Genomic DNA, 14,863 nt, shown 5'->3' on the forward strand with positions numbered 1-14,863 from the left:
TCCGCCTGTCCTTGTCCTTTTCCGACATGACGGAGTGCTGCCCCGTGTTCGATTTCCTCAACGTGCCCGCGTCCGGCGCGTACCACCTGGTTTCCCTGATCGCCGGTGCGACGGGTACCGCCGCGGCGATCGTGTTGTTCACCGCGGCCGTGCGGTTGGCGCTGCATCCCCTTGCCCGGTCGGCTGTCCGCGGCGAGAAGGCCCGTGCCGCGCTGGCCCCGCAGGCGACGAAGCTGCGGGAGAAGCACAAGAAGAACCCGGACCGGATGCAACGGGAACTGATGGATCTCTACCAGGAAAACAACGTGTCGATGTTCGCCGGGTGCCTGCCGATGCTGCTGCAGTTGCCGGTCTTCATGGTGCTGTACCGGTTGTTCACGGCCGGTTCGTTCGGCGGCACACCGAACAACCTCTTGGCCGACGTGCTGTTCGGCGCGCCGCTGGGTAGCCACTTCTTCAGTTCCGGCCCCGACGCGTTCGTGTTCGCCGGGTTGTTCCTCGCGCTGCTCGTGGTCGGCTGGTTCTCGGCACGCGCGATGCCAGCCGAAACGCCGAAGTTCCTGCGGTTGCTGCCGTTCGGCACGTCGTTCGCCGTGGCGGTGATCCCGTTGGCGGCGGGCCTGTACCTGTTCACCACGACGACGTGGACTGTTGTCGAGCGGGCCTGCCTACGCCGATAGCCGGTACGCCTCAAGGCGTTCGACGAGTTCCAGCGGCCGGGCCAGTGCCACGAGGTGCCCACCGGGCATCTCGTCCGGCGTGAAACCCAGGCGTTCCTTGACGATCCGGCGCTGGAACCCGGCGGGGAACAGCCGGTCGTCCCTGGCGAGCAGGAACCTGGTCGGCACGTCCGGCCACGCTGTGAGCGGCCACGGTTTGATCATCGGCGTGCCCGACTGCACGATCTCGCCTTCGGACATCAGCTCGACGGCGACGTCCACCGGCACGTCGTGCAGGAAGTAGTAGAGCGGGTCGAGCTCGGCGTCCCGTGCATAGCCGAGCGCTTGCTTGAGGTCGCGCTCGGCCTGGTCCTGACCGGTCGCCGACCACCACTCCCCGGCCGACTCACCGGGCGTCGGCGTCATCGCCGCGAGCAGGACAAGCAGGTCGACGTCGAGGCGCTCGCACACGAGCGGGGCACTGAAGCCCGCGAGCGACGAGGCGACCAGGATCAGATCCCGCCGGTCGGCGATGGCGGCGACGACCGCGTCCGCGTACTCCTCGATACCGGCGCTGTCGTCACCCGCGGGCAGATCGACCGCGACCACGTCATGCCCGCGGTCCCGCAGTTCCGGCGCGACGAAACGCCAGTAACCCGCCTTGCCACCGGCCCCAGGAATCAGGACGTACGTGCTCATCGCGGCCGCCTCCGTCACTTGAGTGTCCTACACTAGCACCAGCTAGTCCTAAATAAGGAGTGTCGATGCCGGATCGGAGCTACGACGACCCGTGCGGGATAGCCAGGGCGCTCGACCTGGTCGGCGAACGCTGGGCGCTACTGGTGGTGCGCGAGTTGCTGTTCGGCCCGAAACGCTTCACCGACCTGCGCGCCGGACTGCCGACAGCGAGCCAGAACGTGCTGTCCCACCGGCTCAAGGAGCTGGAAGAGGCGGGCGTCGTGCACCGCAAGAAGCTCGGGCCACCGGCGGGCGCGTGGGTCTACGAGCTGACCAGCCGCGGCCAGGACCTGCGGCCCGTGATCATCGAACTGGCGAAATGGGGCTGCCACGCACCGACTGCGTCGACAGCGCAGCTGAGCGTCTCGGCGTTGATGATCGCGCTGCTGACGACCTTCTCCCCCAAGCTGGCCGGAAACCTGACCGCGACCTACGAACTACGCGTTTCGGACGAACCGTTCCGCGCCACGGTCGCCAACGGCCACATCGACATCATCCCCGGACAACCCGACACGGCCGATGCCGTGATCGTGGCCGACGCAGCGGCGCTACGCGCGATCGTCTTCGCCGGAGAGGAAATCCCCGACGGGACAGTAAAAGGTGACGAACGCTCAGCCGCCCGATTTCTCCGCTTGTTCCCCAGGCCGGGCGTGGTGAACGCCTGAGCCGTATGCCGGTGAACGGCAATCGCTATCCTGATCACGTGCGCGTCACCATCGCTGAAGTCGCCCGCCGGGCAAGAGTGAGCAAGGCAACGGTCTCGCGCGTGCTCAACAACAAGGGCGATGTCGACGCCGCGACCGCGATCCGCGTCCGCGAAGTGATAGCCGCGACCGGCTACACACCGAGCGCCCGCGCAGTCGGCCTGGCGAAAGGCAGGACGCAGACCGTCGGCATGCTCGTCCCGGGCCTGACGTGGCCGTGGATGGGCGACGTGCTGCAGGGCGTGGCGGACGTACTGGAAGCGATGGGCTACGGGCTGCTGCTGAACACGATGAACAGGGGCGCGGAATCGCTGACCCAGTTCGCGAAACACGTGTCAGCCAACGCCTTCGACGGCCTGCTGCTGATCGAACCACCGGACACCCTGAGCTACATCAGCAGCCTGCACGAGACAGGGTTCCCGATGGTGATGATCGACGACCGAGGGCATCACCCGGAATTCCCGTCAGTGGCAACGAGCAATCGCGAAGGAGCGGCCTCAGCAGCCCACCACCTGCTGGGAAGCGGGCGCAGAAGCCTCGCGGTGATCACGGGCCCGGTGGAGTTCGGCTGCACCCGTGACCGAACAGAAGGCTTTCGCACCACAGTGGACGGCTACGGGAAAGAACTGCCGCGGAAACTGGTGGTGGAAGGCGACTTCACCCGTGAGGGCGGAAAAGAAGCAACGCAGTCCCTGTTGGAATCCGGAGTGCCAGTCGACGCGGTGTTCGCCCAGAACGACCTGATGGCAGTAGGAGTGCTGGACGCGCTGAGAGCAGCAGGAAGATCAGCACCGGACGACGTGGCGGTGATCGGCTTCGACGACATCCCGATCGCCTCGCACACCCAACCGGCACTGACAACCGTCCGCCAACCATCACGAGAAATGGGCGAAGCAGCAGCGAAGATGCTCCTCGCCAGGCTCGCAGGGGAAACACTGCCACAACAACCGCAGATAATCCCAACATCCCTGGTGATCCGCGAATCAGCCTGACGCCGCCGGCAGCAAATGACAGCAGTTCTGGACGCCATGTCCCACCCAGGCTGAGTGACAACCGCCGAACCCGAACACGCGCAAGCACAGAGCCACCCCCAGCGCAGCCCGCGCACAAGCGCAGCCCGCACGGACCACCCCACAGCGGCAAAGCACGCAAGCGAGAACCAACCCCGAGCGGCAAGCGCGCAAGCGCAGAAGGGGCCTTCGGGGGCGCTCCTGCCCGTCGGCTTGGGCAAAGCCCACCACGGCTGTCAAGAGGTCGGCCAACGCGAAGCAACGCCGAGCGAAACCGATACCGACCTCTTGACAGTCCGTGGTTCCGTACGGGCAGGCCGACGGGCAGGGGCACCCACGCACCGAAAACACACCAAGGATCCCGAGCACGAGAGAGGAAGAACACCGAACACAGCCTCCTGCCCAGAGGTCAGCCCCCGGCGAGGGAAAGCTTGTTCCGTGCAACATCAAAGCAACCCGCCACCCTGCCCAAAAAGGAAACATAGTTACGAAAGAAGCCGTCAGAGCAGACACAACACGCCACTCTTGACGACGGCATGGCCACGTTGTTAACTCCAAGAACCCCGTAACCGGTTCCGGAACCGGTACCGGGAGAGCGCTCTCTGTATCGATCAACGAGCTGCCCCTGCACAGGCTCACCTGTCCCCGACGACGAGAGGCAGGCGCATGAAGCTCTTATTCCCCGGTCGGCGTGGCATCGCGCTCGCGGCCGCTACGGTCACCCTGCTGAGTACGTTCACGATCACTGTCACGCCACAGGCATCCGCGGCGGCGTGCGGGACCACCAACCTCGCGCTCAACCGCCCGGCGACAGCGTCGTCCACCGAGAACGCCGGTACGCCGGCCAGTGCGGCGGTTGATGGCAACCCCGCAACGCGCTGGTCGAGCGCGTTCAGCGACCCGCAGTGGGTTCAGGTCGACCTCGGTTCTTCCTTGGCGGTCTGCCGTGTCGGGCTCAACTGGGAAGCCGCGTACTCCAGTGCTTACCAGGTCCAGGTTTCCGGCAACGGGACGTCGTGGACCACCCTCCACTCCACCACCACCAGCACCGGCGGCAATCAGGCGATCGACGTCGCCGCCACCGGCCGCTACGTCCGGATCCACGGTACCGCTCGGGCCACCTCGTGGGGGCATTCCTTGTGGGAGTTGACAGTCAACGTCGATGACGGGTCGACCGGCCCCGTCGTCCCGCCGACGGATCCTCGCAACCCGGACTTCGGGCCCAACACGTTCGTCTTCAGCCCGTCCACTCCGCAAAGCGAGATCCAGGGCAGGCTCAACGCCATCGCCTCGCAGATGCACACCAACCAGTTCGGACCGCAACGCTATGCGGTCCTCTTCAAACCCGGCAACTACAACGCCGACGTCAACCTGCGCTTCTACACGCAGGTCGCCGGGCTCGGCCTGCTCCCCGGCCAGGTCAACCTCAACGGGCACGTCCGGGTCGAGGCCGACTGGCTGCAGCAGGGCGAGGACCCCAACTACAAGGGCAACGCGACGCAGAACTTCTGGCGCGCCGCCGAGAACCTGTCCGTCACGATTCCCGCCGGGCAGATCGAGCGGTGGGCTGTCGCGCAGGCAGCGCCCTACCGGCGCATGCACCTGCGTGGCCAGGCCCAGCTGTGGGATGGCTACATCGGCTGGGCCAGCGGCGGCCTGTTCGCCGACTCACGCATCGACGGGCTGGTGGAGTCCGGCTCGCAGCAACAGTTCCTCACCCGCAACTCGGACCTCAACGGCGGCTGGTCCGGGTCGGTCTGGAACATGGTGTTCGTGGGCGCGAACGGGTCGCCGCCTCAGAACTTCCCCAACCCCTCGCACACTGTCGTGGCGAACACGCCTGTGATCAGGGAGAAGCCGTTCCTGTACTTCGACGCGTCCGGGAACTACAGCGTTTTCGTCCCCGCGCTCCGGCAGAACGCGCGCGGCACGTCGTGGGGCGGCGGCAACCCGGCCGGCACGTCGATCTCGCTGAGCCAGTTCTACGTCGTGCAGCCGAGTTCTCCTGTTGCCACGATCAACGCCGCGTTGGCACAAGGCAAGCACCTGTTGTTCACGCCCGGGGTGTACAACCTGACCGACACCATCCGGATCACGCGGCCGGACACCGTCGTCCTCGGGCTCGGTTTGGCCACTTTGACGCCGCGGACCGGTCTTCCGGCCGTCTCCGTGGCCGATGTGGACGGTGTCAAGGTCGCCGGTCTGCTGATCGACGCCGGTCCGGTCAACTCCCCCGCGCTGATGGAGGTCGGTCCCGCCGGGGCCAGCGCGAACCACAGCGCCAACCCGACCTCGCTGCACGACGTGTTCTTCCGGATCGGCGGGCCGGGCGTCGGCAAGGCGTCGACCAGCCTGCGGATCAACAGCAACAGCGTGATCGGCGACCACTTGTGGTTGTGGCGCGGCGATCACGGCGAAGGCATCGGCTGGGATCAGAACACCGCGGCCAACGGGCTGATCGTCAACGGCGGCAACGTCACGATGTACGGCCTGTTCGTCGAGCACTACCAGCAGCACCAGGTGATCTGGAAGGGCAACGGCGGCAGGACGTACTTCTTCCAGAACGAGATGCCCTATGACCCGCCGAACAACGCGGTGTGGTCATCCGGTGGTGGGACGCAGGGCTGGGCCGCGTACAAAGTGGCCAGTTCGGTGACCACCCACGAGGCGTGGGGCGTCGGGAGTTACTGCTACTTCAACGTCAACCCGGCCGTGGTGGCGAGCCGGTCGTTCGAAGTGCCCAACACACCGGGAGTCCGCTTCCACGGCCTGGTCTCCGTCTCACTCGGCGGCGTCGGGACGATCAACCGCGTCATCAACGACACGGGCGCCACGGCCAACACCGCCAACCAGATCAGTTACGTCACCGACTACCCGTGACACGGGCGGCGATCGAGGCCGCGAGCCAGTCGAACGCGGCCTCGGTCCCGTTGTCGTCCCGGTCGATCAGCCAGGCGAGCAACACCCCGTCCACAGTGGAGATCAGGACCCGGCCGACCACTCCGGCCGGGTCCTGCCACGTGATGTCGTTGTGGGCGGCGAGATCCACGAGGAACTGCGCCGCCAGCGCGCAGACCTTGGCCTCGTAGTCCCGCACAGTCATCGTCGCCGACGGGCGGCGCAGCGCGTACGGGATCAGGTCGAGGACCGCCTTGTACCGGGCCGGGTCGAGGCGGTACGGCGACCACAGCCGGTGCAACGCTGCTCGCACCGACTGTTCGACCGCGCCGCTGACCCGCAGCGCGACGGCGGCGACCTCCGCCATCTCACCGAAAAGCGACGCTGTCAAGGCGTCGAGCAGGTCTTCGACCGAACGGAAGCAGTAGTGCACGACGGCAGGAGGGAGCCGGGCTTCGCTGGCTATCCGGCGCGTGCTCGCAGCGGCCACACCTTCCGTGGCGACCACCCGCAGGGCGGCAGCGAGCAGTTGCCGGCGACGTTGTTCTGCAGGGACACGCGCCACCGCACGAGCATAACCTGCGACAACGCCGCGTCCGTCGGCATTCGCAGACAGCTGCGAAGTCGCTACTTTCGGCTCTGCACAACCACGATCGGCCCTGCATAGCGTGCGGGCACATGTGGAGACGCGCGCTCGTGATGGCAGGCGTCGCCGTGATCCCGTTCCTGGTGGCGTTACCGGCTCAGGCGACTGCCGAGGCCGCGACCGTCGTCCCGGTGCGGATCACAGGCGACCCCGCGAAACGCTTCAACATCGTGATCGTCGGCGACGGGTACACCGCCGCGGAGATGCCGAAGTTCCGGGAACACGTCGACCGGCACGTGAACGTGCTGCTGACCCTGGAGCCGTTCAAGTCGTACCGCAGCTACCTCAACGTGTACACGGTGGAGGTCCCGTCGACCGAGTCCGGTGTCAGCTGCGACCCGGACCTGAGTTCGCCGCGCCGCAACACCCCGCTGGGCATGGGGTTCTGGGGCGGATGCAGCTCGTCGAGCGTCCAGCGGCTGCTGACGGTCGACAACGCGGCACTGACTCGTCACGCCGATCTGGTGACCGGCACCAACTCGGACAACCGGCAGTTGCTCGCGATCGGGAACAGCAATACTTACGGCGGGGCGGGCGGCACCTATGCCACCGCGTCGGGTGGGAACGCACTGTCGGCGTTGATCACGCCCCACGAACTCGGGCACTCGCTCGGCGGGCTCGACGACGAGTACGACTACTACTCACGCGGGGTTCGCGGTGACAAGTTCGCGGGCAGCGAGCCGTCGTCGATCCACCACAGCCTCTTGACAACGCAGCAAATGCGGACACAACGCGCGAAATGGTGGCGCTGGCTGGGTGAGCCGAGCGAGTCGGGCGGCCCCATCGACCGGTTCGAAGGCGGCCTGTACAGCGGCACCGGTGTGTGGCGGCCGAGCAAGCACTCGATGATGAAGTCACTCGGCTACTACTTCGACCAGATCAGCCGGGAACGGATGACCCAGCGGATCTCGGCGAAGACCTCGATCCTGCAGGGCGGCACGCCGAACACCGCGCCGATCGGCGCGGACCGGGTCGTCTGGGTGGAGACGCTGCACCCGGCCGGTCACCCGCTGGCTGTCACGTGGAAGCTGGACGGCAGGGACTTGCCTGCCAACGGCAGCCGCAGCGTGGACCTGAGCAGGCAACACCTCAGGCCCGGCAAGCACACGCTGACCGCCACCGTGGTCGACCCGACGCCGTTCGTCCGCGACCCGGCGATCAGGTCGACGCTGACCAAGACCCGCACGTGGACCGTGGACACGGCGGTCAAGACCCCGCCGGACTCCACACCGCTCGGCTTCACCTCGTCGACACCGGCCGACCGGCCGGTCGGCGCGGAGGACGTCGTCCACGTGGAGACCAGCAAGCCGGTCGCGGTGTCGTGGGCAGTCGACGGCCGTCCGGTCCGCACCGGCGGCAACGACCGGGACTTCGAGCTGAAGCGGCTGCACCTCAGGGGTTCACACACGCTCACCGCGTCGATCCCCGGCAGGACACTGACGTGGAAGGTCGACGCGACCGACCCGGTCGCGAAATTCGAACTGTCCAAGTCGGTCAAGACGATCAACCGGCACGGCCAACCGCCCGAGTACGTCTTCGACGGGCCCTTCACCATGAAGCTGACGTCCACAGACGACAGCCCGGGCGCGGGGATTCTCGAGTTCCGCGTGAACGGCGACGGTTGGTACAACTACTTCGGCTGGCCGACCGACGCGAAGGCTCCTTTCCTCTTCACCGCCGAGGGAACGAACATCGACAACCTCGTGTACGGCAAACTCGGCGAACCGCGTCTGTCCCCTTGGGACAACGTGCCGCCGGGATACGGCCGCCACACCGTCGAATACCGAGCCGTCGACCCCGCGGGCAACATCGGCGAGACGGGCAGGTTCGTCGTCACGCTGAACCGCCCGTGATCAGCCGATCGCCCTGACCTAGGCGGAAGCCGAGTGTGTCCCCGGTCGCGCCGTTGCGACCGGGGACACTCCCGGGCAGGGGGACGCTAGTTCGTCACCCGCACGTAGTCGACCGTCAGCGTGTTGGGGAACGGCGTGGAGCCGTCGGGGTCGCCCGGCCAGTAGCCGCCGACCGCCAGGTTGAGGATGACGAAGTGCGGCTTGTTGAACACCCAGCGACGGCCGCCGAGGTCGGCCGGGGTGCGGCGCTGGAACTCGCGTCCGTCCACCTTCCACACCAGCAGGTTCGGCGACCACTCCAGCCGGAAGGTGTGGAAGCCGTCGGCGAACCGCGGCCCGTTGTACGCCGCGCCGATGCCACCCGCGCCCGAGTAGCCGGGGCCGTGGATCGTGCCGTGCACGGTGTTCGGTTCCCTGCCGATGTTCTCCATCACGTCGATCTCGCCGCACTCCGGCCAGCCGACGCTGCCGATGTCGTTGCCCAGCAACCAGAACGCCGGCCACATGCCCTGGCCGTGCGACATCTTGATCCGGGCCTCGAACGTGCCGTAGGTCTGGCTGAACTTGCCGGACGTGTTCAGCCGCGCCGAGGTGTGCGTGCAGCGGCCGTACCAGCAGTTGTAGTTGCCCGGGTTCTCCTCGCGGGCGGTGATCACCAGCTGTCCCTGGCCGTTCATGGACGCGTTGCCGGTGCGGTTGGTGTAGTACTGCCGCTCGTGGTTGTTGACGTTGTCGCCGACTTCGAGGTTCCACTTGCGAGTGTCGACGGCGCTGCCCGCGGCACCGTTGAACTCGTCGGAGAACGTCGTCGCCGCGGTGCCGACGTCGGCACCGGCCGACTGCACGAGAGCAACCGGACCGCATACCACGGCCATCGCGGCGATGACCACAACGCGTGACAGGCGGGAGAAGGGTTTGGACATCGTTGTCACCTCTCTTCCGGACTTCCCGGCGGCGCACAGGCACGCGAAAACCCCGAAGTCACAACGCAAGTGCAGGGATCGCGCGCAGGACACGATTTGTTGTGAGGGCCAACAAAGTATGGCCGGTTCCGCCACGGAGAGCAAGGGGAGCGCTCTCACGAATTACGCCCGGTCGAGATCTCGCAGGGTTCTCCAGATCTCCCACCCCGGATCGGTGAGCTTGACGCGCACCTCGCCGCTGGTGACCGCCTGCACGCGTTCGACGTATCCACGCCGCTCGAGTCCAACGAGGGTCTTGCCGAGGTGGGACCACGTCACGTAGATCCCCCTGATCAACTCGGTTTTGGGCAGCCAGAGCCACGGCGCGCCCGCCAGCCGCGCCAGTACCGCGTAGTCGACCGGGCGAAGTCCCGACAGCTGGTGCAGCTCGATCCGGGTCAATGTCATCACTGTCCCGCCAACTGGGCGGTGAACGCCCTGGCAGCGGGGCTCAGCGGGCCGTTGGCGCGCCACGCCCACGCCAGCCGGCCACGCAACTCGGCGCCGGTCAGCGTGATCGGGCGCAGGTCAGGACGGTTGTGCACGAACGACTCCGGCAGGATCGCCAGGCCGAGGCCGCGTGCGGCCAGATCCGCCAGCACCTGCGGCGTGCCGGCCTCGAACGCCACTCGCGGCCGGAAACCCGCTGTGGCGCAAGCGTTTTCCAGGATCGCCCGGATCCCCGTCCCACTCGGCAGGCAGATCAGCGGCTGGTCACGCAGGTCCGTCAGCGCCATCGGGGTCGCCGTCGCGCGCGGATCGCCGTGGCCGACCGCCGCGACCAGTGCCTCGTCGGACAACACGTGCAGGGCCAGTCCGGGCAGGTCGGTGGCGACGCCGATGATCGCCGCGTCCAGCCTGCCGCCGTGCAGGTCGTCGACCAGTTTGCCGGAATTGGCCTCCGCCAGCGTGATCTCGACCGCCGGGTAGTCGTCGTGGAACGCGGCCAGCAGCGCGGGGATGTCCACGGGGTGTGACGTGACCATGCCGATCGCGACGTGTCCGCGCACCAGCCCGGCCAGTTCGTCCACCGCCAGCCGCGCGTCGTCCACAGCTTTCAGCGCCGCTTTGGCGTACGGCAGGACCGCCGTGCCCATCTCGGTCGGCCGGACCGCCCGCCCGGAACGGTCGAGCAGCTGGTGGCCGAATTCCTTCTCCAGCTGGCGGATCTGCGCGCTGACCCCCGGCTGGGCCACGTGCATGCGCTCAGCGGCCCTGGTGAAGCCCGCCTCTTCGACGACCGCGACGAAGTACGCCAGCTGCCTGAGTTCCATAAGCGGCGATTATAGCTCGTAGACGATCTAGCTCTTGGACTTCTGGACAGGCTGGGCGCAGGCTGGAGACATGAAGAAAGCGACTCACCCAGAAGACCTGGCCCGCCTGTTCGTCGAGTACGCCAACGCGGGTGACGCCGACAGCCTGGCCCAGTTGTACGCCGAGGACGCCGTGCTCGACTTCCCCACCGGCCACCCGACGGTCGGCCGGGACGCGATCCGGGCGGTGCTGAAGGAACTCGTGGCGGCCGGGCCGCAGTTCACCGTCGAGCAGCCGATGCCGACGTTGATCACCGGCGACATCGCGCTGACCTCGACCGTCCCGGCGGACGGCACAGGCGGGCGCACGCAGGTCGCGCGCAGGCAGCCGGACGGGTCGTGGCTGCGGATCATCGACCGGCCGGAGCGTACCGGCAAGAGCTGACGAACCAGGGGAAACCGAGCGCCGGCACGCTCACGGCAGGGCGTCCAGCAACGCGTCGGTGAACTGGGCCGTCGTGGCGGTCCCGCCCAGATCACGGGTGCGCAGCGGAGTCGTGGCGAAGACGCGTGCGATCGCCCGGCGCACCTCGGCCGCGGCTTCCCCGTGGCCGAGGTGCTCCAGCATCATCGCGCCGGTCCAGACCATCCCGACCGGGTTGGCCACGCCCTGCCCGGCGATGTCCGGCGCGGAGCCGTGCACCGGCTCGAACATCGACGGGAAGTCCCGCTCGGGGTTGAGGTTCGCCGCGGGCGCCATCCCGATGCCGCCCGCGACGGCCCCGGCCAGGTCGCTGAGGATGTCACCGAACAAGTTGGACGCGACGATCACGTCGAACCGCGCGGGGTCGAGAACAACCTTGGCGCACAACGCGTCGATGTGTTCCTGTGTCCACGCCACCTCGGGGAAGCCCTCGGCGCGCTCGGCGACCACCTCGTCCCAGAACGGCATCGTGTGCACGATGCCGTTCGACTTGGTGGCCGACGTGACGTGCTTGCGGCGGCCCCGGGCGAGGGTGAAGGCGTAGTCGGCGATCCGGGACACGCCCGTGCGGGTGAACACGGCCTCCTGGACGGCGAGTTCGGACGGCAGGCCCTGGTTCATCCGGCCGCCGATCTCGCTGTACTCGCCTTCGACGTTCTCCCGCACGACGACGAGGTCCACGGCCGGGGTGGCCGCGCGCAGCGGGCTCGGCACGCCGTCGAACACGCGGATCGGCCGCAGGTTGACGTACTGGTTGAACTGGCGGCGGATCGGGATCAGCAGGCCCCACAGCGAGACGTGGTCGGCGACCGCCGGGTCACCGACCGCGCCGAGGAAGATGGCGTCGTAGTGGCGGAGCCTGGTCAGGCCGTCGGCGGGCATCATCGCGCCCTCGCTCAGGTAGCGGGCGCAAGACCAGTCGAACGTGTCGTAGCTGAGCTCGTAGCCGTGGCGTTTGCCCACGGTGTCGAGGACGGCGCACGCCGCGGGCGTCACCTCCTGGCCGATGCCGTCGCCGGGGATGAGCGCGATGCGGTGCGTCTTCATCGTCCGATAGCACCACTGGGGACGTGCCGCGTCCAAGTGACGTTAACGGCCGGGCTTATAGGCTGCGGCTATAAGCCGGACGAACGCGTCCGCCGCCGGGCTGAGCCACGCGTCCCGGCTGGCCAGCGCGATGTTCAGGTACGCGGGAGGATCGAGGTCGAGGACGTCCGCCCCGGCCTGGCGGGCCAGCGTCGCCCACGACTCGGTGAGCACCGCCAGCCCGACGCCGCCGAGCACCAGCGGCAGGATGGCTTCGCGGTGCTCGGACTCGACGACCAGCCGCAGGCCGACGCCGTCGGCCCGGATCCGGTCGACCACCCGGCGCATCCCGGTGCCCGGCTGGCCGGCGATCACCGCATGGCCGTCGAGGTCCTCGCCCTTGAGTGCCGTCCGGCCAGGAAAGCGCCCGGCAGGAGCGACAACGACGAACCGCTGCCGCCGCAACATCTTCAGCGTGATGCCGACCGCGCTCGGCGGCTCGCTGCTGCCGAGCAGCCCGAGTTCGGTGACGCCGGTCCGGACCATTTCGAGCACGTCAGGGGCGGTGAACGCGGACTTGATGGACACCCGCATGCCGGGGTGGCGTTCGGTGAAGAGCTTGATCATCCCGCTGAGCGGCTCGACGGCCTGGGAAGGCATGGCGGCGATCTCCACCCGCCCGGTGACGAGGCCGCCGACCCCGGACACGCTGTCCCTGGCCACGGCGAGGCCCCTGATCACATCACGAGCGGGCTCGACGAGAGCCCGGCCGGAATCAGTGAGCACGAGTCGGCGGCCGACCCGGTGGAACAGCTCCTGGCCGAGGTCGCGCTCCAACGCCCGGATCGCCTGCGACAGCGACGGCTGCGTGAGGAACAGCGCGGACGCGGCCCGGTTGACCCCACCGTGGTCGACAACCGCGAGAAAGTACTCCAACTGCCTGGCGTCCATACGGGAATCTTTCAGGCTCCACGCAAGGACCGCCACGCCACCGCACTGACAGGCACCATCACCCCCGCCGCGATCCAGAAGGGAGCGGTGACACCCATAGCGCTGGCGAACAGCCCACCGAGCAACGAACCAAGCACAGCCCCACCGAGGTCCAACAGACACTCGTCACCGCCCCAGCAAACCACTGAGCACGTCCCGCTGACCGATGGTGACGACTATGACGCCCCACACCATCGTGTGCACGCCGAACAGCACGAGAATGCCCACCGCGACAGGCCAGAGCTGCGCGACCCGCGCGTGAGCAGCACCCCGGACGGGACCACGCGCTGCGGCCGTGGAGCGATCAACGTCCCGGCCAGACCACCGACGGCGAAGGTGGCGAGAAGGAGACCGTAGCCGAGTTCGTCGAGCCCAAGCCGCTGCCTCACGTAAAGCACGAACACAGCGAAAGCCCGCAGAGACGACATTGGCCACGGACATCGTCAGCGCAAGGATGCGGAGCAGATGGTGGTTCAACAGCCACCGGACGCCCTCAGCGATGTCGGCCTTCAGGTTGACGCCCTTGGATTCCGGCTTCCCGGGAACCTGCCGAAGCATGGCCAGCAACCCGGCGGCCAGCAGAAAGGTCACCGCGTCACCGATACTGGAAACAGCGGCGGCGGTCCACAACTCGGCGAAGCCAAACCGCCCAGAAACCCTGGTACGCAAAAGAAGTCACCGTAGAACGAAAAGCCCTCAACAAATGACTGCCTCGGCACGAGGAAAACGAGCGCCACCCCAGACAGGCCAGCCCCGACGACACGCGCGCAAGCACAGAGCAACCGCGACCGCATGCAGGCCAGCGCAAAGCGAGCGACTCACGCCAGCACAACACCGCCCAGCGGCTCACGCACAGCGCACAGAACCACCCCGGAGCGGCAAACGCGCAAACCAGCCACAGCGGCAAACGCAGAACCAACCCGAGCGGCAAGCGCGCAAGCGCAGAGAAGGGCTTCGGGGGTGCTCCTGCCCCAAAAAACCAAGAATCCAGAGCACAAGACACAAGCACCGAACACAAAGCTCCTGCCCAGAGGTCATCCCCCCGGCGAGGGAAAGGCTTGTTCCGTGCAAGAACCGCACCATAGCCAAAACAGGCGCACACCGAACGGCAAGCACGCGAGTCACCTCGGTGCTACACAACCGAAGCGCAACATTCAGTTGCGGCGTGTCAAAGCCACAACCATCGACACGATCAGTCAGCGCACCGAAGAAAGGCAGCAGTACGCCCGATCAGTAGTTGTCGCCGCCAAAGAATTCCGACTCGAGGTTGTCCGCCGCCCCCGCGATCAGCGCCAACGGGTCCGTGAACTCGTTGATGTCCAGGTTCTCCAGCGGCAGCGAGTGCCGGATCACGATGTGCTCGCCCATGATGGCCGCGCCGCCGGACACTGTCGTCTGGCCGATCGTTTCCAGCAGCCGGTGCAGGTCGCAGTCCTTCGCCAGGCCCAGTGGCGTGGCGATCTGGACCCACTCGTACTTCCGGTCCAGCTCTTCCCGCACCACGATCATCACCTGGGTGCGGTCGCTCTCCTCGTCGAACACGTACTCCAGGCGTAGTTCGCCCGGTTTGTCCGAGATCACGTCGTATTCGGCCCGGATGTATTCCGCAAGTTCGTCCCACGTCGCCACATGAGCACCCT

The 14,863-nt window shown here is 67.3% G+C and carries 14 protein-coding genes and 1 pseudogene; 6 read left to right on the top strand and 9 right to left on the bottom strand.

The features are described 5' to 3' along the window. Positions 1-44: 44 nt before the first annotated feature. Positions 45-680 (top strand): YidC/Oxa1 family membrane protein insertase, encoded by a 636-nt coding sequence (locus tag AOZ06_RS34015; RefSeq protein ID WP_054293131.1) that lies wholly within the window; start codon positions 45-47, stop codon positions 678-680. Here the strand turns inward: AOZ06_RS34015 and AOZ06_RS34020 are convergent. Next, positions 669-1,376, bottom strand: a complete 708-nt coding sequence (locus tag AOZ06_RS34020) for an alpha/beta hydrolase (RefSeq protein WP_335338300.1) — start codon at positions 1,374-1,376, stop codon at positions 669-671. The genes AOZ06_RS34015 and AOZ06_RS34020 overlap by 12 nt on opposite strands. Before the next feature lie 47 nt (positions 1,377-1,423). Between AOZ06_RS34020 and AOZ06_RS34025 the strand changes: the two genes are divergently transcribed. From AOZ06_RS34025 to AOZ06_RS34035, 3 genes are all read left to right on the top strand, one after another. Further along, a complete protein-coding gene (locus AOZ06_RS34025) occupies positions 1,424-2,062 on the top strand; it encodes a winged helix-turn-helix transcriptional regulator (RefSeq protein WP_179950756.1) in 639 nt (212 codons plus the stop codon). A 38-nt stretch (positions 2,063-2,100) separates the two neighbouring features. Further along, on the top strand, positions 2,101-3,093 hold the full coding sequence (locus tag AOZ06_RS34030; protein ID WP_054297116.1) for a LacI family DNA-binding transcriptional regulator: 993 nt from the start codon (positions 2,101-2,103) through the stop codon (positions 3,091-3,093). Positions 3,094-3,777: 684 nt separating this feature from the next. Beyond that, positions 3,778-5,991 carry a discoidin domain-containing protein gene (locus AOZ06_RS34035; RefSeq protein ID WP_054293132.1) on the top strand — a complete coding sequence of 738 codons (2,214 nt, stop codon included), beginning with the start codon at positions 3,778-3,780 and terminating at the stop codon, positions 5,989-5,991. Here AOZ06_RS34035 and AOZ06_RS54825 read toward each other — a convergent pair. Then, positions 5,975-6,574: a TetR/AcrR family transcriptional regulator gene (locus tag AOZ06_RS54825; RefSeq protein ID WP_169799017.1), complete on the bottom strand. Its 600-nt coding sequence runs from the start codon at positions 6,572-6,574 to the stop codon at positions 5,975-5,977. The two genes, AOZ06_RS34035 and AOZ06_RS54825, sit on opposite strands and share 17 nt — an antisense overlap. Before the next feature lie 113 nt (positions 6,575-6,687). Here AOZ06_RS54825 and AOZ06_RS34045 point away from each other — a divergent pair, with 113 nt between their 5' ends. Next, complete coding sequence (locus tag AOZ06_RS34045; protein WP_225952973.1) at positions 6,688-8,508, top strand: M64 family metallopeptidase; 1,821 nt, start codon at positions 6,688-6,690, stop codon at positions 8,506-8,508. An 89-nt stretch (positions 8,509-8,597) separates the two neighbouring features. Here the strand turns inward: AOZ06_RS34045 and AOZ06_RS34050 are convergent. The 3 genes and pseudogenes from AOZ06_RS34050 to AOZ06_RS34060 all read right to left on the bottom strand — a co-directional run. Continuing rightward, positions 8,598-9,383 (bottom strand): annotated as a pseudogene (locus AOZ06_RS34050) (glycoside hydrolase family 16 protein); the annotation flags it as partial. Between the two features lie 210 nt (positions 9,384-9,593). Further along, complete coding sequence (locus AOZ06_RS34055; protein WP_157233405.1) at positions 9,594-9,872, bottom strand: helix-turn-helix domain-containing protein; 279 nt, start codon at positions 9,870-9,872, stop codon at positions 9,594-9,596. Positions 9,873-9,877: 5 nt separating this feature from the next. Further along, a complete protein-coding gene (locus tag AOZ06_RS34060) occupies positions 9,878-10,744 on the bottom strand; it encodes a LysR family transcriptional regulator (RefSeq protein WP_054293136.1) in 867 nt (288 codons plus the stop codon). Between the two features lie 70 nt (positions 10,745-10,814). Here AOZ06_RS34060 and AOZ06_RS34065 point away from each other — a divergent pair, with 70 nt between their 5' ends. Beyond that, complete coding sequence (locus AOZ06_RS34065) at positions 10,815-11,168, top strand: YybH family protein (protein ID WP_054293137.1); 354 nt, start codon at positions 10,815-10,817, stop codon at positions 11,166-11,168. A 30-nt stretch (positions 11,169-11,198) separates the two neighbouring features. Here AOZ06_RS34065 and AOZ06_RS34070 read toward each other — a convergent pair whose 3' ends face one another. The 4 genes from AOZ06_RS34070 to AOZ06_RS34085 form a co-directional block, all read right to left on the bottom strand. Further along, on the bottom strand, positions 11,199-12,254 hold the full coding sequence (locus AOZ06_RS34070) for a tartrate dehydrogenase (RefSeq protein WP_054293138.1): 1,056 nt from the start codon (positions 12,252-12,254) through the stop codon (positions 11,199-11,201). Between the two features lie 42 nt (positions 12,255-12,296). Next, positions 12,297-13,184 carry a LysR family transcriptional regulator gene (locus AOZ06_RS34075; RefSeq protein WP_054293139.1) on the bottom strand — a complete coding sequence of 296 codons (888 nt, stop codon included), beginning with the start codon at positions 13,182-13,184 and terminating at the stop codon, positions 12,297-12,299. A 165-nt stretch (positions 13,185-13,349) separates the two neighbouring features. Next, positions 13,350-13,814, bottom strand: a complete 465-nt coding sequence (locus AOZ06_RS34080) for a hypothetical protein (RefSeq protein ID WP_157233406.1) — start codon at positions 13,812-13,814, stop codon at positions 13,350-13,352. A 639-nt stretch (positions 13,815-14,453) separates the two neighbouring features. After that, the gene (locus AOZ06_RS34085; protein WP_054293141.1) at positions 14,454-14,852 is read right to left on the bottom strand and encodes a type III secretion system chaperone family protein; all 399 of its coding nucleotides are present in this window, start codon (positions 14,850-14,852) and stop codon (positions 14,454-14,456) included. Positions 14,853-14,863 lie beyond the last annotated feature (11 nt).

It is taken from the genome of Kibdelosporangium phytohabitans (assembly GCF_001302585.1).
Lineage (GTDB): Bacteria > Actinomycetota > Actinomycetes > Mycobacteriales > Pseudonocardiaceae > Kibdelosporangium > Kibdelosporangium phytohabitans.

What these genes read in the sequence shown, in the direction of transcription:
- AOZ06_RS34035 (WP_054293132.1), top strand. Translation starts at nt 3,778, where the DNA reads ATGAAGCTCTTATTCCCCGGTCGGCGTGGCATCGCGCTCGCGGCCGCT.
- AOZ06_RS34060 (WP_054293136.1), bottom strand. Translation starts at nt 10,744, where the DNA reads ATGGAACTCAGGCAGCTGGCGTACTTCGTCGCGGTCGTCGAAGAGGCG.
- AOZ06_RS34025 (WP_179950756.1), top strand. Translation starts at nt 1,424, where the DNA reads ATGCCGGATCGGAGCTACGACGACCCGTGCGGGATAGCCAGGGCGCTC.
- AOZ06_RS34075 (WP_054293139.1), bottom strand. Translation starts at nt 13,184, where the DNA reads ATGGACGCCAGGCAGTTGGAGTACTTTCTCGCGGTTGTCGACCACGGT.
- AOZ06_RS34065 (WP_054293137.1), top strand. Translation starts at nt 10,815, where the DNA reads ATGAAGAAAGCGACTCACCCAGAAGACCTGGCCCGCCTGTTCGTCGAG.
- AOZ06_RS34045 (WP_225952973.1), top strand. Translation starts at nt 6,688, where the DNA reads ATGTGGAGACGCGCGCTCGTGATGGCAGGCGTCGCCGTGATCCCGTTC.
- AOZ06_RS34070 (WP_054293138.1), bottom strand. Translation starts at nt 12,254, where the DNA reads ATGAAGACGCACCGCATCGCGCTCATCCCCGGCGACGGCATCGGCCAG.